This is a genomic window from Sphingopyxis terrae subsp. terrae NBRC 15098, assembly GCF_001610975.1.
GTDB classification, from domain to species: Bacteria; Pseudomonadota; Alphaproteobacteria; order Sphingomonadales; family Sphingomonadaceae; genus Sphingopyxis; species Sphingopyxis terrae_A.
The window spans coordinates 168,975-187,095 of the sequence record NZ_CP013342.1 but is presented as its reverse complement, the minus strand read 5'-3'; the positions used below and the strand labels follow the sequence as shown (position 1 = coordinate 187,095).

Here is an 18,121-nt window from a genome sequence, read left to right as displayed (position 1 = left end):
TTCGAATGTTCTGAGATCGTTATGTTGCGCGCCTTCTGTATCGGGAGCGTAACTAGCGATGGGCGATGTAACGACGTTCGAAAGTAGCTTCGAAAGCAACGGGAACGGTCGTGCTCGCCCGATGGAGGTGATCCCGGCGGGTCGCGAGCGTCGGCAGTGGACGCCGGAAGCGAAGGCCCGGATCATCGCCGAGAGTATGGCGCCGCGGGCGAACGTCGCGGATATCGCGCGCCGGAACGATATCCTGCCGCAGCAGCTCTACGCCTGGCGCCGGGAAGCGCGCGAACGGATGGAATCGGACGACGCGCCGGCCTTCGTTCCGGCAATGGTCGAGGAGCCGAAGGCGCAGGGCAGCGGCGCCGAGATCCGCATCAACATCAAGGGCATGACGATCCGCATTCCCGACGGCGTGACTGCCGACCATATCGAGCGGGTGCTGCTCGCGGTGCAGGTGTCGACATGATCATCCCGCCGGGACCACTCAAAGTGCTGGTGGCGGTGAAGCCGGTCGACTTCCGCAAGGGAATGGTGGGCCTGGCGTCGCTCGTGCAGCACGAGCTGAACCGCGACCCCTTCTCCGGAATCATGTTCGTGTTCCGCCGCAAGCGCGCCGATCGGATCAAGCTGCTGCTATGGGACGGGACCGGCCTGGTGCTGGTGACGAAGCGGCTCGAGACGGGCACGTTCCGCTGGCCGCGCTTCGGCGACGGGGTGATGAGCCTTACCGCGGCGCAGGCTTCGGCGCTGATCGAAGGGCTCGACTGGGTGCGTGTTCATGCCCCGCGTGTGGCGCGTCCGGTGATGGCGTTATAGGCCGTGAAAATGACTCGTCTTGCCGCACAAAACGGGCAGAAAACCGCGAAATAATGTATCCATCCGCACCATGAGCGAGGGGGTGGAAGAGCTGCCCGACGACGTCGAGGCACTAAAGGCGATGATCATCGCCGAACGGCTCCGCTCCGCCCGGCTCCAGCACCTTCTTGATGTCCTCAATCGCATGCACTTCGGCAAGCGGTCGGAGAAGATCGACAGCGGCCAGCTCGCGCTGGCGCTCGAAGATCGCGACGTATCGATGGCCGAAGCCGAACTGCTGGTCGAACAGGGCGAGGAAGCCACCGGCATCGCGCCGCCGCGGCGCAAGCGTGCGGCGGACGAACCCGCGCCTCGCTGCCGGCGCATCTTCCGCGTCACGAGATCGAGATCGCGCCGGAGGCCGGCTGCTGCGCGGGCTGCGGCGGTGCGCTGCACCGGATCGGCGAGGATCGGTCCCAACGACTCGACATCATCCCCGCCCAATATCGCGTCATCGTGACGGTGCGGCCGAGGATGGTGTGCCGATCGTGCGGCGATAGCGTCGCGCAGGCGAAGGCTCCCGCGCATGTGGTGCCGGGCGGCCTGCCGAGGGAAGCGCTGCTCGCCGATATCCTCGTCAAGAAATACGCTGATCACCTTCCGCTCTACCGGCAGGCGCAGATGTTGGCGCGCCAGGGCGTGACGATCGATCGCGCGACGCTCGCGGGCTGGGTCGGCCGCGCGGCGGGCTATCTGAAGCCGATCGTCGACCGGCAGAAGGCGGAGCTTCTGAAGAGCGATCGCCTGTTCGTCGACGAGACCACCGCGATGGTGCTGGCGCCGAGCAGCGGCAAGACGAAGACGGGCTACCTGTGGGCGATGGTCCGCGACGACCGCCCGCATGGCGGGGTCGATCCACCCGCGATCGTTTACAGCTACATGCCGGGCCGGGGCGGCATGTGGGCGGCGAAGCTCCTCGGCGAGTATCACGGCATCCTGCAGGTCGATGGCTATGAAGCCTATGGCCAGTTCGGCAAGGCGGGACGTCCCGGCGGACCCTCGGTGCTGGCCTATTGCTGGGCGCATGTTCGCCGCGGCTTCTTCGACGCCGGCGGCAAGGGCGATGGCGCGCCGATCGCCACCGAAGCGCTGCACCGGATCGGGCTGCTCTACAACATCGAGCGCGAGATCCACGGTCGCACGCCCGAGGAGCGCCTTGCCGTCCGCTAGGCGCGGTCCAGCCCGATCGTCGACGAGCTGCATGACTGGCTCGACGCCAAGCGCCGGCGCATGTTCAGCGGCTCGCCGACCCTCAAGGCGATCAACTATGCACTGAGCCACTGGGCCGGGCTCGTCCGGTTCCTCGACGATGGCCGGATCGACATCGACAACAACCCGGTGGAGCGGTCGATGCGGCCGATCGCACTCCAACGGAAAAATGCGTTGTTCGCGGGCCACGAACTGGGCGCCGAGAACTGGGCGGCGATCGCGTCGCTGATCGAGACCTGCAAGCTGGGTGCGATCAACCCCGCCGCCTACCTGGCCGACGTCCTTGCCCGCATCGTCACCCGCGGCGACGGCGAGCCCATCGATGACCTGCTACCTGGGAACTGGGTCGATACAAAGGCCGCCGAAATGACGTTCGAAACGAGTGCCACCGCCAACGCCGCCTGAGCAAAGCACGATCGAAATTAGATACAACGAAATTAGGCGCCAGCTTCTAATCGAAGCCCGCGCCCGTCCGCCCCGCGTGGGGGAAAATTATCACTTACCAGGATCCACACCATCCTGACAGATAACGGCGTACAGTTCGTGCAGCGGGACCAAGGCGGCCCACTGGGATGGATCGGCCATATCTTCGGCCGTGTCTGCGAGCAGAACGGCATCGAGCATCGCCTCACCAAGCCCTATCACCCATGGACCAACGGCCAGGCCGAACGGATGGTGCGCACCATCAAGGAGGCCACCGTCAAATCCTTCCATTACACGTCGATCAATGAACTGCGCCGCCATGTCCGCGACTGGCTCGTCGCTTACAACTTCGCCAAGCAGTTGAAGGCTCTGCGCTTCAAGACAACCTACGAGGCCATCGAAGAGCTCCGGAAATCCAAGCCAGATATCTTCAATATGAAACCACTCCATCACATGCTGGGACTAAACACCTAACAGTCCACGCGGACCACTCGGTGGGGGCCGGTCAGATTCGAGGGGCAGGAGCCAATGTGCCTCCCATATCGCTCGCGCGAGACGCAAGTTTCCGCAGTGCGCACGCCGGACGTATCTCACACCCATTCCTCGCCCAAGACTGCAATTGGCGCATGAAATCGGCGTCGGAGGGCCTGCTACTGGCCCTCCGACGCCGCGATTTTCATGCGGTATAATTTTTCCCGATCGATTGGGACAGCTAAAGCATTAGAATTTTGCGCCGATCGCGACACCATAACGCCGCGGATCAAGCGTGTAGATATTTGTAAAATTACCGGAAGATGCATCGGTGACATAAAGTCCGGTAACTGAGTTGCTATCGAAGATATTCTGAACGAACCCCCGGACAAACCAGCGCTCGTCGGCACCATTCAACTGCAAAACTGCATTAGCCTGTACGAAAGGTTGGATGCGATTAATTCTGCCGTTGAAGATATTGCCATATTGCTTTCCGGTCATGGAAATGTCGACGCGGGGGACGAGTGTCATACCATTCCCGACCTCTGCCGTGTACTGCACGCCCATCGAGACCTTGACATTCGGCGCTTGCGGCAATGTGTTGCCCTTGATGTTAACCTCGACGCCAGGACTCAATACCTGGATCCCGCTGTTCGCAGGGATAGCGCTCGCGAGGACACCGCAAATGCCGAACGCGCCGCTGGAGGCGATATTGCCGTCCGAAGGAAATTCCTGCGGTGCGCGAAGGCCGAGAGCCGCATTTACGCCCGCAACGAACGCATCAGCAACGCCAGGCGCAGGTCCCGTGACAGCGCAGTGCGCACCATTGCTGATGTCCTTGATAATCACGGCATCAGGATCCCCGCCGCCCGGATCACGCGGATTGGAGAAGAATTGATCGCCGGCGACCTTGGCATTGAGATAGCTGAAGGACAGATTGATAAGCCAGTTCGGGTCCGGCCTGATGACAGACTCCAGTTCGACACCCCAGATATTGGCGTCAACCGTGTCATTCACGGACGTTCTTGCCACGATGCGGCTGAGCTGCAGTCCACTATATTTGTAGTAAAATGCGGTGGCATTGAGTTGTAACGCGCCGTTTGCGAAGACGTTCTTGGAGCCGATCTCGAAGGCATCGATCGTTTCAGAGCCGAAACTCTCGCTGACGGCGAAAATCGGAGAAAGCGGAGGATTGATCCCGCCGGATTTGTAACCCCTAGAATAAGATGCATAGAGTGAATTGTCCGGCGTAACCTCGAAGGCCAGAACTGCTCGTCCGGTAATTTCGTCGAAGCTTACTTCGCGAAACTGGGCGAGCTGTTGGCCCGGCGTCCCCGGGTCGGCATCGAAAAGCCCAGACGGCCCGGTGAGGGGCGTTATCGGGGTATCGAACGGATCTCCATCATTGGCATAAGGGTTCAGGAAACTGATCAGCGTCGTACGCGCCGTCACATCCTTCTTGTCATTATTGTAACGCAGCCCCCCGGTCAACGTCAGCCGGTCGCTTAGATCGAAATAGACCTCGCCGAAAATGCCATAGCTCTCTAGATTCGATTCCAGCGAGTTGTTCCGATACATCGACGTCGCGAAATAGGATGGCGGAAGGCCGCCCGACAAGGAGCCGAATGAACCCAATACGGCACTGGCGTAATCGAGCGCAAACGAGTTCACATAATAGCTATTGTCGGTGGTTTTCGATTTCGCGTAAATTCCGCCCAACAGGAAATTGAACGGCCCGTCGAAGTCACTCGTGAGGATGAGCTCTCCGCTCCACGATTCGCGTTGTTCCGAAGATCGATCGAAAGAAAGCGGCGTTTCGGAACACAGCGAGTTCCCTTCGAAAGCGCCTCTGCTTCCATCATCATTATCCGACGTGCACAGCACGCCCTGCGGACCGTCCGGGATTAGAGCGCCGGCAATCGGCGAAAAATAGGCCGAAGAGCCGGGAATGAAGGCTGGCGCCGGCGGAGCAAGACCTGTCGGTAATCCGTTAGCCGCAAAAAAGTCCAACGTATTGAGCGCCGGGGCGAAACCGGCACGGCTTTGAATTCCAAGAAAATAGTCCTGCCTGGAATCGACTTCAGTATCCTGATAAATGCCGGTGGCCGTCAGGGTCATCGCGCCGAATTTTTGCTCAAGGCGCGCCTGCACCTGTAGCTCTTCGGCAAAATAGAAAGGGGTATAGGCCGTGTTGACGACACGCACATCGCCAGGCTCCTGAAACCCGGAAAACCCATCAGGGCCATAAAGGCTGCCGAGGCCGAGCACGGCGGGAATGCCCTGAATGGCGAAGAACTCGGATGAACTGAGCGTCGCACCGACCGTTGAATTTGCGTTCGTGGTATCGAAATCACGTCGATTGTTCAGGCATCCGAGCACGCCCAATGGATCGCGTTGGCACGTTTGTTTCTGGTTTCTGAGGCGCGTGTCCTTTTCCCGGAAATAATAGCCCATGAGATCGATCGTCGTATCAGGACCGGGTTCGAAACGAAGGGAGCCTCGCAACGCATAGAGGTCCCGAGCGTCGATGTCCGATCCATCATAGAGATTCGTCGTATAACCGTCGCGGTTCACATATATGCCCGCCAGCCTCACGCCGATCATATCCCCGATCGGGACGTTGACCATGCCACGCGCTTCGATGCTGTTGAAATTGCCATACTCGAATTGCGCTTCAGCCTCGAAACGGGAGAGTTTGGGTTTCGCGGTCACAACATTCACGACCCCGGAGGTCGCATTCCGGCCGAACAGGGTGCCTTGAGGTCCGCGAAGGACTTCAATCCTTTCCAGATCGAAATATTCGGTCTCGAACAGGCGTGTTCCGAACAAGGGGGATCCATTGACATGGATTGCGGTCGCAGCATCGCAGGTGACGCCGACGCACAGGTCGCCAACGCCGCGAATAGTGAATGAAGCTGAGGTGAAATTGCCTTTCGAGAAAGATACATTGGGCAGCGTCAGCTGTAGATCCGAGGCATTTTCGATCTGCTGGCTTTCAAGCGCCTCAGCGCTGAATGCGCTGACAGCGATCGGTACGTCTTGCAAGCTTTGCGCCTGACGTTGCGCTGTCACGACGATGACATTGTCACCGCCATCTGGCTCTTCGGCTATGACTTCCTGAGCATTTGAGACCTGTGGCAACGCCATCACGACGGCGCTTGCCAACCAATAGGCTTTCTTATTCATCACCCTATCTCTCCCTGTCTCGATTTTTTCGCTTCTTGCGCGAACCCGTCCTTGTCCCCGATTGTCGATGTTCAAAAATGGGGCAGCTCGCCGAGCTGCCCCGAGTTTGAGGAGTGGCCAGAAGGAGATTTCCGGAGAGGAAAAGATTCTCGCCGCTCGGCTGGAAGATGAGCAGTTTTTCGGCATTTGGTAAAGAACTTTATTATGGCACTTTATTATTTTGCTCGGGGCGGTGGGAGGTGTGCCATCTCAGATCCGAAGATATCAGTTTATACATCCGATGCTTGCTGTCAGCGCTTCAGCCTTGGCGCGGTCGAGCGCGCGCCGACGACTTTTGGATGCGGCTGCGGTACGGCATGCCCGATCCGGAGCGCATGACCCGCGTGGTCGAAAGTTGGATAGCAGTGCAAAAGGCCGGGCTCTGATCCCGGCTGGTGGAAACCAGGGGGTCAGGTCAGTTCACCTATTCCTTCCCGTTCATTTTAGAGTCATCAAGATCGTATTAACCACGTCACGGTCCCTGCCGGGCAGGGCTTTCACGTGGGGGCATCCATGACCAGAACCAAACCATCCCTTAAGTCAGCTATCCTGTTGGCCAAATAGGATCAAGGCGACCGGCGCACCAATTTACCTCGTGACTGAGCCATGTGCGCGCGAAAACCGTCACCACTTCGATGGGGATTCGACATGACATTGCCATTTCACATGCCGTCCACAATCCGCCTTTCGGGTGTAGGTCTTGCCGCTTGTGCGATTGCCACGATTGCTGCCGCAAGTGCGCAGGCGCTACCACTATCCAGCTTCAAGGATCAGGGCGTCGACCATATCTTTGGCAGCTACGCCCCGCGCGGCGACTGCTCAAAGGAACCGCGCGTAACCATCGATGAAAAGGGCATGACGTTCCGCGCCAATGGTCGGGAAATAAAGCCCCCTCGGGTGGAATATGCTCTCACCTTCATGGGCCAGAGCTATGACGGCATCATGGCAGTATTTTTTCCCTTTCCAGTTAGCAGCAATGATTTTGGTCGGGTTCTCATGTATGTGAACGACGACGAGAAGCGCGGTGTCATCCGCTTTGAATCCGATCTGCCGCGCGGCCAACGCCCGGCTTCTTTCCATGCGGCCTTCACGGGTGGCGGCCCGTTCACGCTCTGCCAGGGCAGCGCTCTTGCTGGCACGCCACTGCCGCCACGGCCTGAGCCGGCGGTGGCCGTGCAAGGCATTCCAGCGGAATGGACCAATCTCGCCAGCCTCGTCGGCAAATATCCGGGAAGCTACGCCAAGGACAATATCGACCTGTTCGATAAGGGTACCTTGGCTGCGGCATTGAAGGCCCGGATGGGGCCGAAGATGGCTGCGCTGCGGACCAATCTCTCAGCCGTCTCGCCATTGCAGCGGGCTGGGAACTATTACTATCTTTCCGGCAATGCGCAGCATCAGGGCGGTGTGGAGCAGGCCTATATAATAATAGACCCGGCGCGCCGTGCGGTGCAGGTGGGCCTTTGGGAGCGCGGCAAGCTAACAGTTTATCCGTCTGCTTCGGGCGTTAGGCTGCCGATTGCGCCGGAAATCAAGACGCTGTTGGACAAAAGCCCGCCCGAAACGGCAGTGCCGCTTCCCGGTACACCCTGGGAAGTTGTACCGGTGCAAGGTCGCGCGCCCATGGCTTATGTGAGCGCCGCGGCATCGCCCAACATCGAAGCCCTCAGTCTCTATTGTGAAGGCGGAAAGCCCTACATGGCGATGCTGCTCAACAAGCCCTCCGCCGACAATGCGATGACGATGACGTGGAACTTCTCCGGTCGGCTCGTTAGCATATCCGTTCAGCGCGCCAATGCGAACGGCACTCAATGGATCGGCGGCGTGACGGGTACGCAACTTGTTCCCCTGCTCATGCAGCAAAGCGGGACGGTGATGCTACGTATCAACGGGCGGCTGGAAGGCGAAGCCTCGCTCAGCAATTCAATTGCAGTGCTGCGCGATACCCTGCGGGGATGCGTGCGGCTCTGACCTGTGAGAACGGCGCCGCCTCCATTTCAGGTGCTCTGCCACCTGAATTCTGGACCAGTTGCGGTTAGAGTTTTCCGCCGTAGATATCATTGGCTGGGCGAGGAGTTAGAGCGGGATGACATTTGGCTGATTCAAAGGGGATTCTTTTTTGGGCGGTTTTCTGATTCATATGTGGACGCCCCCTATGGCAAGGGCTTTGTGGTCGCGATGGCTTTGATCGGTTGCTTTCATATGTCCGGCCTGTTTGTGCGGCGTTTTGAGTGCCGCTGGCCTTGATGGAAATCCGCCGGTGAGGTCCCTAGGCCGCGTTGACAAAAGACTTCAGCCATAGCCGCGTGGCGGCGAGGTTTAGGAAGCTCTCGAACGAGAGAAGGGTTTTGTCATATCGAGTGGCGATGCGTCGTTGCTGTTTGAGCTTTCCGAACATGCGCTCGACGCGGTTGCGGTCCTTGTAACGGCGATAGTCGGGATGCTCTGGCACCTTGCGGTTCGAGCGGGGCGGGATGATCGGCAGGATGCCCCGGGTCAGCAGGCTTTCCCGGAAGCGATCACCATCATAGCCCTTGTCCGCGAGCAGCGCCTTGGGTGTGGCGACGGGGATCGCCATCAGCGGTTCGGCAGCGGTGTAATCAGAAGCCTCGCCGCCGGTCAGGATGAAGCCGACAGGCAGTCCTTGATTGTCGCAGCGGGCGTGGATTTTGCTCGTAAAGCCGCCGCGTGATCGACCAAGAGCGTTCGCACAAGCCCCCCTTTTCCGCCCGCTGCCGAAACATGGCCGCGAACGCTGGTGCTGTCGATCATATGTTGCCAGTCGTCGGTCAGACCCAGATCGACCAGCGTTTGCAGCAGGGCATCCCAGACACCCTGTTCGGCCCAGCGCCGGAAGCGGACATAGACCGAGTTCCACTTGCCGTAGCGCTCGTGCATGTCGCGCCAAGGGCAGCCGACCCGCAGCACGTGAAGCATGCCGTTGAGAAAGCGACGATTATCGCCCGACGGCCGCGCCCAGCGACCACGTTCAGGCGGCAGCAGCGGCCCAATCAGGTCCCACTCCGCATCCGACAAATCCCCGCGACCCATGACTGATCCTCAAAAAGCAGTCTTGAATCAGAAGGAGGAGGATTTGGGAATCCCTTTTGTCAACACGGCCTAGGTTCAAATCCTGGTGGATAATGTGATCGCCAAATCGGGTTTTAAGATTCTCCACCCGAATAACGATGTCCGGATCGCAAATCATATTTCGAGCACGTTGAAGAGAATTGCAAAGGCGGCATCCAGAAGGATGATTGCGAATAGCGCTTGGACAACGGCGACGGTCACCCGCCCGCCCAGATCCTCAACATCTCCGCGTACCGAAAGGCCGTGGCGACATCCGGCAAGCGCAATCACAATGGCCAGCACCGGTACTTTTGCCATTCCAACCCAGAAGTGTCGGATATCGACCGCAGCTGAGAGTCGTTCGGCGAAATATGTCGGGCTCACGTCGAGTATGCCCCAGCTGACGACAAGCCCGCCGGCCAAACCAGCCAGCATGGCAACAATCGCCAGGAGGGGCATAATTACAAGCAATGCCAATACGCGTGGCACAACCAGCGCGTCGAACAGGTCGATGCCCATCACCTTCATTGCCTGCGTCTCTTGATTCATTCGCATTGCGCCGATCTGGGCCGCGAAAGTGGAAGCGGACCGACCGGCAAGTAGTATCGCGGGAATGAGGACGCCGAACTCGCGGAGGACGGATATGCCAACCAGTTCGACGACCAGTTCCGATGCACCCAATGTCTTGAGCAGATCGCTTCCTATGAGAGCCACCACTGCGCCGATAAAGAATGTCATGATCGCTATGAGTGGCAGCGCATCGAAGCCGGCCTTCTGAATTGACGACGCCAGTGCGATCAATCGCATCCTTTTGGGATGTGCAAGAGATTTCATGAGCGCCACCTCAAGTTGGCCGAGAAATCGAGCGCTTGCGCCGATTTCCTGGACAGCTCGATAAACTTTTTGGCCAAGACGCACGTGAAATGGGGGAGTTTTGATTGGCGGGACATCGCGGTCGGCCATGGCCGAGCCCACCAGCGCGAACAGATCAGCAAGATTGGCGGGCAGGTCTGCGGTAAATGCCGCATTGGGTGCGAGAGTCAGGATGGCGAGCGCGCCTGCGCTGTCTATCCTTCCCAGGTTTCCGAAGTCGCTTGAGAAGGAGAGGTTCGAGGGACTCAGAACATGCCCGGAAAGGCCTGCGATCGACATCGCTGTCCAGTCACCTTCAACGACCAACGTTGAAATGCCATCTCCTTCGCGAACGAAGATGTTCGGTGCTGTGCGCGCATTCATCGCAGCAAGTCTCCAACCGGTGTCGGGAGAGCGGATCGCCCGTGGCAACTCCCTCTCCCATAACCCGTCATCGAGCGGATCATGCCAGCAAGCGGGACCACTGACCCCACACATTTAACCATGCCGATCCACACATCGCGCCTTGCCTCAATGACATTATGTAAACGTCACCGTAGCGTTATATCAGGTCGCTTGCAAGGAGTATGCTGCGCACAAATCGGCCGACAGATCGTTTGAATAAGCACAGGATACTCTTGCTAAGGCTAGATAAAATTGTCAGTTGAAATCCCTATGAGATTCTTTCTGAACCGATATCGCACCTTAGAGTTCATATTAACGACACTCGTAGGTGACATTAAATCTTTGCTTGCACTTGCCATCCCAGGCCGAGTGATTTTTGCAGGGCGATCCATGACAGCGTGAGCGCCGCCTTTCCCCGGACGAGGTCGGTTGCCGCCTGCTGCTGTTTGCGAAGCGTGCGATTTAGGTCGGCGCGCGAGATCACTCCGCCGGCAAATCGTTGTCGATCAAGATCGGCTGCGCCATCTGCCTGGGACTTGATCTGCGCGAACGCCACCAGGGCAGAGCGCTGCTGGCTAAAGCGCGACAACGCGCGCTCGGCGTCCTGAAGTGCAGAAAGCACCGTCTTTCGATAGTTGGCAACTGCCTCGGCACGGACGGCGCTCGCCTGATCGACCGAGGCATCGACCCTTCCGAAATCGAGGAAGTTCCACTGCAACTGTGGAATGGCGAGAATTGACGGATTGCTCACATCAAAGAGATCGTCTGGCGACGTTCCGCCAAGTCCCAAGATTCCCATGAATGACAGCTTCGGAAATCGTGCAGCCTCCGCAACACCGATCCGAGCCGTTGCTGCCGCCAGGCTGCGTTCGGCCGCGCGGATGTCGGGCCGACGTGCGACAAGGTTGGAGGGGTCGCCCACGGCGACCTGTTCCGGCGGGAGGGGAACATCGAAGATCTGTTTCAGCGCTTCGTCCGTTGTCCCTGGGATCTGTCCAGCTAGAATGGCAAGCGCATCGAGCAATACCGCCGTGTCAGCTTCGGCCTCGGCGAGCTGAGACTTGAGCAGCTCGAGCTCGGCATTTGCATTGCCGAGAGGGAACAGGGGCAACACGCCTTGCTGATACCGTTGATAGGTTAGCGAGAGGGTTTGCTGCTGCAACTCGCACTCGGTTCGGTACGCTTTGGCTCGAAACTGGGCCTCGCGCAGGTTGACATAGGCATTGGCAACTTCGGCGGTCAGCTGGACCTTGGCATCCTCCACATTGGCAACCGCTGCCGCGGCCTGAGCGTTGCCGGCCTCGATCCGTCGCTGCGTTCCTCCTGCGAAATCCAGCTCCCAGTTAGCGTTGAGCCCGAGATTGTAGACACTGAGGCTATCATCCGCCTGTCCCTGCGGACTAACAGGCGCGCTCGCCGAAGGCGGGGCACTGTTCTGAATATCAAGGCCCGGCAAGCGGCCCTGAATAGCCGTCGCCTGGGTTCCAAGCGTCGGAAATCTTCCGGCCTTCTCCTGTCTCACGGATGCCCGCGCCTGCGCAATCCGCGCTTGCGCAGCCTGAAGCGAAGGATTGTCCGATAACGCAGCCTCGATAAGCCTGGTCAATTCCGGATCGTTCAAAAGGAGCCACCACTCTGCCAGCTCGGGCTCGGTATCGATGATGTTACCGCCGGCACGGACAAAGCCGTCATTTCGGTTCGCCGAGAATACTTCTGGAGGCCCGGCGTAGTCTGGGCCCGCAACACAACCGGCCAGCAGAAACGAGGCGAGAAGCGATATTACAGATTTTCTTATCATGTCAGGCTCAGTGCATCGAAAGGGAAACATTCTTGGGAAGCGGCTTCAAAAAGATGACCAAAGGAACGGTCATCAAGGTCAGGACGCCCATCACCAAGAATACATCATTGTAGGTCATTACGAACGCGTCCCGCTGGATGGTCCGGCCTAGCATCGACATGGCACCCTCCATCCCGCCGAAGCTTTTCGCGAGTTCATCAAGATAAATCTGGAGTGAAGCACTGTTGGCATTCAGCGTCTCTTCCATGCGCCGGCTATGGTGCCAGATCCGCTGGTCCTGAAACGAAGCCAGTCCGGCCAAAGCGAAAGATCCTCCGAGATTTCGAGCGGCGTTAAAAATACCGGAGGCATCGCCAGCATCTGTCTTTGCCACCGAGGCTACGGTAGCCTGGTTCAGGAACATCATGGCCAGAATCATGCCAACACCCCGAATAAGCTGGCTTTCGATGAATACGGCGCCCCCAGATTCCGCGGTGAGGCTTATGCTGACGAAACAGCTGGCCGCCATCAGAAGCATTCCGACACCGACGGCAATGCGAATGTGGAGTCTGCGGATCATGAAGGGCAGGATCGGCATAAGCACAAAAGCCGGAATACCCATCCAAAATATAACGAGCCCGGTTTGAAAAGCGTTATAATCGGATATGATCGCAAGAAATTGGGGAATGACGTAGGTCGAACCATACATGACCATTCCCAGGGCGAGAGCCATCACCGCAACGCTTCCGAATTGGCGATTGAGAAGGAGGCGGAGTTTCAGGACGGGCTTCGACGCGTTCAGCTGCCCGTATATGAGTGAAGCGAAACCGATAACGGCAATGAGTGCCAGCCAGCGAATAAGAGCGGATTCAAACCATTCCTCGCGATGCCCCTCCTCAAGCAACACAGTCAAAGCGCCCAACCCCAGAATCAGGCCGGCAATGCCCGCCCAATCAGCATCGGTCAGATACTCCCACTTCGGCTCTTCGTGAGGAAGCCCGACGAATAGCAGCAGCAGCAGTACGGCGCAGATTGGAACATTGACAAAGAAGGCATAGTGCCAGCTCAAATTTTCGGTCAGCCAGCCACCGATCAGCGGCCCCATGACCGGACCCAGAATCACTGTCATGCCGAACAGCGCCATGCCGATCGGCTGTTGATGGGGCGGCAATCTTTTCGCCACGATGGTCATCGCAGTTGGTATCAGCGCACCACCCATGAAACCCTGACCCGTGCGACCGATGATCATGGTCGTGAGGTCGGTCGCCATACCGCAAAGAATTGAGAAGCCGGTGAACGCGGAAACCGCAATGATGAGCAGGTTTCGCAGTCCAAAAAGGCGTTCAAGCCAGGCGCTAAGCGGAATTACCACAATTTCGGCAACGAGAAATGCGGTGGCAATCCAAGTGCCCTCGGTGCCGCTGGCTCCGATTTCGCCCTGGATCACCGGAAGCGCGGAATTGACGATAGAGATATCGAGTGTTGCGAGCATGGCGCCAAGTGCACCCGCTGCGACCGCTATCCACGCGGTGATATCGGCATTCCGCCTTTCTGCAGTCGGAGTACCAGAGGCGCTGTTCGATGCCAACTCGGCGGTCATTTGTCGGTACTCGAGATCTCTTTCAGCTCTCCGGCAGCGTTTCGCGTGTCGACAACTGCCACAACCGACATGCCCGGGACGAGCAGACGACGCACTTTGGGCGAGGCTATTATCGCGATACGAACCGTTATCCGCTGAACAATCTTGGTGAAATTCCCTGTGGCGTTTTCGGGCGGCAGGATCGAAAATTCTGCTCCGGTTCCGGGCGAGATGCTCTCAACGCGTCCAGCAATCTCAAAGTCGGGAAGAGCATCGACCTCGAGCCTGACCGGTTGCCCCGCCCGCAAAAGGCCGACCTGCGTCTCCTTGAAATTAGCGATGACGTAGATTTCGTTTACCGGAACCACCGTCATCAATCGCTGACCGGGCTGAACGAATTGGCCGACCCTTACTGTTAGATCGCCAACGCGACCTCCCTTGCTGGCTCGCAGCAGAGTCGATGTGACATCTAGGTCGGCCGCTTCCAGCTGCGCGCGGGCCGCGTCAGCTTGGGCTTCGGTCTGGTCGATCTGTTTGAACAAGGTGGCCCTCCGACCGTTGGCAGCAGAGACTGCTGCCTGGGCAGCAACAAAGTCGGCGTGCGCTTGCTGCGCCTGTGTCTCATATTGTTGAAGCTTTTCTCGCGGCTCCGCACCGGTCGCGGCAAGGGGGCGATACCTCGCTACCTGCTCATTGGCGAGGTCGAGCGCCGCGCGCTTGGCGGCGAGTTGGGCCCGCGCCTGCCGAATCGCTGAGTCCTGTTCGGTTACTTGCGAGCGGATTGTGTCGGCGCCGGCCAGCGTCGCCGCAATTTGCGCACGCGCCTGTTGCGCCTGGGCTCTATAATCTCGCACATCCAGTTGCACGAGCGCCTCGCCGGGACTGACCCGCCCGTTCTCAGAGACGAGCACCGCGTCCACGTATCCGGCCACTTTTGATGAAACCACAACGCTGTCGGCCGCGACATAGGCGTTGTCGGTCGACTGCATGTACTGCCCATAGGTGACATGCCTGTAATACCACCAACCACCTGCAATCAGCGCAGCAGTGATGGCTATGATGAGGATGAGGCGAAATTTGGGTTGCGATTTCAGGCTGGATGCGGGCGCGCGATCCTGTTCCCGCTCATTTGGTTCGTCGGTCATCTGCCTCTTTCGAAGGATTTTGGACATGTGCTAAGTCGCTTCATGGCGTGGCGTAGACCGTTCCATCCGGTTAGTAAAATCGTTTAGTAATTTGCGTTTTGGCATTCCCACGAAACGGACTAGGCAGCGGTATGAACGCAAATCTCGACACAATGCCGCCACGGCTTCGCGAAGGCGCCCTCACCGACGACGACCGTATGCTATATTTGATGGACGAGATTAGTCGGGGGGCGAGGCGCGCTTATGACGCACGGATTGCCAAGATTGGCCTCAATCAGACGCAGTGGCGCATCATCGGACAACTTCTCCGCGAACCATCGTTGACGCAGGCCGGAATTGCCAAGCGACTAGAGTTGGAATCCGCCACGATCGGTCAAGCCGTCGCTGGCCTTTGTGGGAAAGGATTGATGGAAAGGCGACGAGCCAAAACGGACGGCCGGGCATGGCAGCTCATCCTGACCCAGGAGCTCGACAGGTTGTTGCCCCAACTGAGAGAATCCGCGGACGGGCTGCATAGGGTCCTATGGCGGAACGCCACGCGCGACGAAAAACGGACGTTGCTGGACATTCTTGTGCGGATTGCGTCGAATCTCGATCAGAGCCGGACCGATGCGGAATAGGACATATGCCTGGGTTCCGAGATAAACCGATAGGAGACATCGCACGCGCCGCCGAGATAGGACAGATTCTTGTCCGGCACGGCGCCAAAAGCCTGGCGGGCGCTCTCGGAGTCATTCCGCATCCGGCCAAGTCAATCGATCCAGGTGAATTGCGGCCGGCGGCGGTCGTCGCACTCCTGCGCGACATTGGTCCGGTCGGAATAAAGCTTGGACAGCTGCTGGCGACGCGCAGCGATCTGTTTTCCAGGTCCTGGATTGCTGCCTTCGCGACGCTCCACGATCAGGTTTCTCCGGTGCCATTCGAAGAAATCGAGCCCATCCTTGCCGCAAGCTGGGGAGCTGACTGGCGAGGGGAATTCACCCAATTCGATGAACAACCACTGGCTTCGGCTTCGGTAGCGCAGACCTACTCTGCTTCGCTGCTCGACGGCGCCGACGTTATCATAAAGGTGCGGCGTCCGGGCACTGCTGCGCGAATGGAGGCCGATGTGCGGCTCCTGACGCGCCTCGCCGCCGTTGCCGAGGATCGATCCCCTGAAATCGCCCGCTATCGCCCCGTAGAGTTCCTGCGAACCTTTGGCAGAAATCTTGCCTGGGAAATGGATCTGGCAGCAGAAGCTCGTGCATGCGAGCGTATCGGTGGCTATCTTGATACGCTTGGGATCAAGACTCCAACAATTCATTGGGAACTGACGGGGATACGGGTCAACGTCCAGGAGCGGCTGTATGGAACGCCCGCGTCTGCGATCGAGGCCGAATCGACCGACCCACGCGTGGCGGCGTTCGCGAGACAATATGCGAATGCAGTCCTGCGCATGATCATTCTGAATGGCGAATTTCATGGCGATCCGCATCCAGGCAATGTTTTCCTTATCGGGGAACAGGATGTGGGCTTTATCGACTTCGGATCGGTCGGCACTCTCACAAAGGCGAGGCGCGAGGAACTGGTACGACTTGTCATGGCTATAGCCGACGAAGACACAGCAGACGTCGCGAACGTGTTGCTCGAATGGGCTGGAGATCCGAAAGTTGACCGTGATGGGCTCACCCAGAATTTGGACCAGCTGATCGGTGAGTTCAGGGGAACGGTCCTTTCGGGGATTGAGTTCTCGCATATTTTCAGCCGCGTGTTCGATCTCCTGCGAGACTATCAGCTCGCACTTCCGCCTGATCTGGCGATCCTTCTTCGAACATTGCTCACGGCGGAAGGGTTTGCGCGTTCCTTTGCGCCTGACTATAATATCGGGGAGGAAACACGCCCCATCATGTTGGAGCTGTTCGCAGAAAGATTCTCCCTTGGCAGGAATCGCGCCAATTTAAAAAAAGTTCGCCGACAACTCCTCGCCCTAGCGGCGATCATGCCTGACCTTCTCGATAACGCCGCCGCTATAGCCAAGTCCGGGCATGTGCCTGTCCAGATTGATCCGGCAAGTTTTGAGAAGCTCGCAGCCATTCGCCGCGCGAGCCAGCCTGTCAAAGGTCCTGTGGCGGCCGCACTTATCGTCTCCGCGGCGCTGCTTGCGAATCAATCCTGGGTGCTTGCAAGTGTTGCAGTGGCTCTTGCCGGGTTGGTTCTTCTGCGCAAATGGCGATAAGATCGTTGCTCAGCTTGAACGGGCCAGCGTCCAATATCAGGCCAACTGAGAACTGGAGTTTATGATGACACTGCAGAAGCCAGTCGATCCGGTCCCCGCAGCCACCATGCTGTTGCTTCGCGACGAGCCGGAGTTCCAGGTGCTGATGGTCAAGCGGCATCACCAGATCGATTTTGCATCCGGCGCGCTGGTCTTTCCCGGTGGAAAGCCTTCTGCTGCCGATGAAGCGCCTGAATGGGCCGATTATTGCAGGGGCTGGAAAACGCTAGATCCTACGCAGCGCACCCTTCGGATTGCCGCGATTCGTGAAGCCTTTGAGGAAGCAGGCATCCTGCTGGCCGATCATCGCGACGGTAGCGAGTTCGAGGATATTTGCGATCTTGAAAGCCGCAAAGCCGTCGAGCGAGGCGAGCGCGAATTTTTCGACATTGTGCGCGAGGCCGATGTGCAACTGCGCCTTGATCGCCTGAGCGAGTTCGCGCGGTGGATCACGCCCAGCTTTATGCAAAAGCGCTTCGACACTCATTTCTTCGTCGTTCGCGCCCCAGAGCGCCAGATCGCAGCATGTGATGGATATGAAACCGTTGATGCGGAATGGCTTTCGCCAAGCAAAGCCCTGAAACTGGGTGTCAGCGGTGAACGAACGATCATCTTTCCCACGCGATTGAACCTGCAACTGCTAGCCGAAGCTGCGAGCGCAGACGATTGCGTCGCGCGGGCCAAGGCTCGCGAAATCGTGCCGGTCCTTCCAGAAGTCATCCAGCGAGACGGCAAGAACATCCTCACTATCCCCGCCGACGTGGGATACGGCACAGCCTTCGAAGTTATCAGCTGAGATAGAAGCAAGCAAGCGGGGGCAAACTCTTACGATCCGTAGCCGGGTAACTGGGGGAATGGCT

Annotated in this window: 11 protein-coding genes and 3 pseudogenes; 8 read left to right on the top strand and 6 right to left on the bottom strand. The window is 58.5% G+C overall.

Annotation, left to right across the window (positions count from 1 at the left end; all coding sequences use genetic code 11):
- Window positions 1-58 precede the first annotated feature (58 nt).
- The 4 genes and pseudogenes from tnpA to AOA14_RS00850 form a co-directional block, all read left to right on the top strand.
- A complete protein-coding gene (gene tnpA / locus AOA14_RS00865) occupies window positions 59-463 on the top strand; it encodes an IS66-like element accessory protein TnpA (RefSeq protein WP_081997356.1) in 405 nt (134 codons plus the stop codon).
- Complete coding sequence (gene tnpB, locus AOA14_RS00860) at window positions 460-813, top strand: IS66 family insertion sequence element accessory protein TnpB (RefSeq protein ID WP_062900420.1); 354 nt, start codon at window positions 460-462, stop codon at window positions 811-813. The genes tnpA and tnpB overlap by 4 nt, the downstream gene beginning before the upstream one ends.
- A 70-nt stretch (window positions 814-883) precedes the next feature.
- A pseudogene (tnpC, locus tag AOA14_RS00855) lies at window positions 884-2,466 on the top strand (IS66 family transposase).
- A gap of 99 nt (window positions 2,467-2,565) precedes the next feature.
- Window positions 2,566-2,958 (top strand): annotated as a pseudogene (locus AOA14_RS00850) (integrase core domain-containing protein); the annotation flags it as partial.
- A gap of 246 nt (window positions 2,959-3,204) precedes the next feature.
- On the opposite strand, the gene AOA14_RS00845 reads toward AOA14_RS00850, so the two are convergent.
- Window positions 3,205-6,141 carry a TonB-dependent receptor gene (locus AOA14_RS00845; RefSeq protein ID WP_054588702.1) on the bottom strand — a complete coding sequence of 979 codons (2,937 nt, stop codon included), beginning with the start codon at window positions 6,139-6,141 and terminating at the stop codon, window positions 3,205-3,207.
- A gap of 687 nt (window positions 6,142-6,828) precedes the next feature.
- Between AOA14_RS00845 and AOA14_RS00840 the strand changes: the two genes are divergently transcribed.
- Complete coding sequence (locus tag AOA14_RS00840; protein WP_039575466.1) at window positions 6,829-8,151, top strand: Ivy family c-type lysozyme inhibitor; 1,323 nt, start codon at window positions 6,829-6,831, stop codon at window positions 8,149-8,151.
- Window positions 8,152-8,449: 298 nt separating this feature from the next.
- Here the strand turns inward: AOA14_RS00840 and AOA14_RS19040 are convergent.
- From AOA14_RS19040 to AOA14_RS00805, 5 genes and pseudogenes are all read right to left on the bottom strand, one after another.
- Window positions 8,450-9,231: pseudogene (locus tag AOA14_RS19040) on the bottom strand (IS5 family transposase).
- A 153-nt stretch (window positions 9,232-9,384) separates the two neighbouring features.
- The gene (locus tag AOA14_RS19035; RefSeq protein ID WP_082819773.1) at window positions 9,385-10,599 is read right to left on the bottom strand and encodes an MlaE family ABC transporter permease; all 1,215 of its coding nucleotides are present in this window, start codon (window positions 10,597-10,599) and stop codon (window positions 9,385-9,387) included.
- Window positions 10,600-10,840: 241 nt separating this feature from the next.
- Window positions 10,841-12,304 carry an efflux transporter outer membrane subunit gene (locus tag AOA14_RS00815; protein ID WP_039575413.1) on the bottom strand — a complete coding sequence of 488 codons (1,464 nt, stop codon included), beginning with the start codon at window positions 12,302-12,304 and terminating at the stop codon, window positions 10,841-10,843.
- A gap of 7 nt (window positions 12,305-12,311) precedes the next feature.
- A complete protein-coding gene (locus tag AOA14_RS00810; RefSeq protein WP_095385529.1) occupies window positions 12,312-13,883 on the bottom strand; it encodes an MDR family MFS transporter in 1,572 nt (523 codons plus the stop codon).
- A complete protein-coding gene (locus AOA14_RS00805) occupies window positions 13,880-15,007 on the bottom strand; it encodes an HlyD family secretion protein (RefSeq protein WP_054590305.1) in 1,128 nt (375 codons plus the stop codon). Before AOA14_RS00805 ends, AOA14_RS00810 begins: the two co-directional genes overlap by 4 nt.
- Window positions 15,008-15,138: 131 nt before the next feature.
- Between AOA14_RS00805 and AOA14_RS00800 the strand changes: the two genes are divergently transcribed.
- The 3 genes from AOA14_RS00800 to AOA14_RS00790 all read left to right on the top strand — a co-directional run bounded on the left by AOA14_RS00800 (window position 15,139) and on the right by AOA14_RS00790 (window position 18,057).
- Window positions 15,139-15,627 carry a MarR family winged helix-turn-helix transcriptional regulator gene (locus tag AOA14_RS00800; RefSeq protein WP_052208277.1) on the top strand — a complete coding sequence of 163 codons (489 nt, stop codon included), beginning with the start codon at window positions 15,139-15,141 and terminating at the stop codon, window positions 15,625-15,627.
- Between the two features lie 5 nt (window positions 15,628-15,632).
- On the top strand, window positions 15,633-17,222 hold the full coding sequence (locus AOA14_RS00795) for an ABC1 kinase family protein (protein ID WP_039575416.1): 1,590 nt from the start codon (window positions 15,633-15,635) through the stop codon (window positions 17,220-17,222).
- Between the two features lie 61 nt (window positions 17,223-17,283).
- Window positions 17,284-18,057, top strand: coding sequence for an NUDIX hydrolase (locus tag AOA14_RS00790; RefSeq protein WP_082819772.1), 774 nt, complete (start codon window positions 17,284-17,286; stop codon window positions 18,055-18,057).
- Window positions 18,058-18,121: the final 64 nt, after the last annotated feature.

Bases quoted from the DNA above. Each gene is read 5' to 3' on its own strand.
- AOA14_RS00800 (WP_052208277.1), top strand. From the start codon at position 15,139: ATGAACGCAAATCTCGACACAATGCCGCCACGGCTTCGCGAAGGCGCC.
- AOA14_RS00810 (WP_095385529.1), bottom strand. From the start codon at position 13,883: ATGACCGCCGAGTTGGCATCGAACAGCGCCTCTGGTACTCCGACTGCA.
- tnpA (WP_081997356.1), top strand. From the start codon at position 59: ATGGGCGATGTAACGACGTTCGAAAGTAGCTTCGAAAGCAACGGGAAC.
- AOA14_RS00845 (WP_054588702.1), bottom strand. From the start codon at position 6,141: ATGAATAAGAAAGCCTATTGGTTGGCAAGCGCCGTCGTGATGGCGTTG.
- AOA14_RS00840 (WP_039575466.1), top strand. From the start codon at position 6,829: ATGACATTGCCATTTCACATGCCGTCCACAATCCGCCTTTCGGGTGTA.
- AOA14_RS00805 (WP_054590305.1), bottom strand. From the start codon at position 15,007: ATGACCGACGAACCAAATGAGCGGGAACAGGATCGCGCGCCCGCATCC.
- AOA14_RS19035 (WP_082819773.1), bottom strand. From the start codon at position 10,599: ATGTGTGGGGTCAGTGGTCCCGCTTGCTGGCATGATCCGCTCGATGAC.
- AOA14_RS00795 (WP_039575416.1), top strand. From the start codon at position 15,633: ATGCCTGGGTTCCGAGATAAACCGATAGGAGACATCGCACGCGCCGCC.
- AOA14_RS00790 (WP_082819772.1), top strand. From the start codon at position 17,284: ATGATGACACTGCAGAAGCCAGTCGATCCGGTCCCCGCAGCCACCATG.
- AOA14_RS00815 (WP_039575413.1), bottom strand. From the start codon at position 12,304: ATGATAAGAAAATCTGTAATATCGCTTCTCGCCTCGTTTCTGCTGGCC.
- tnpB (WP_062900420.1), top strand. From the start codon at position 460: ATGATCATCCCGCCGGGACCACTCAAAGTGCTGGTGGCGGTGAAGCCG.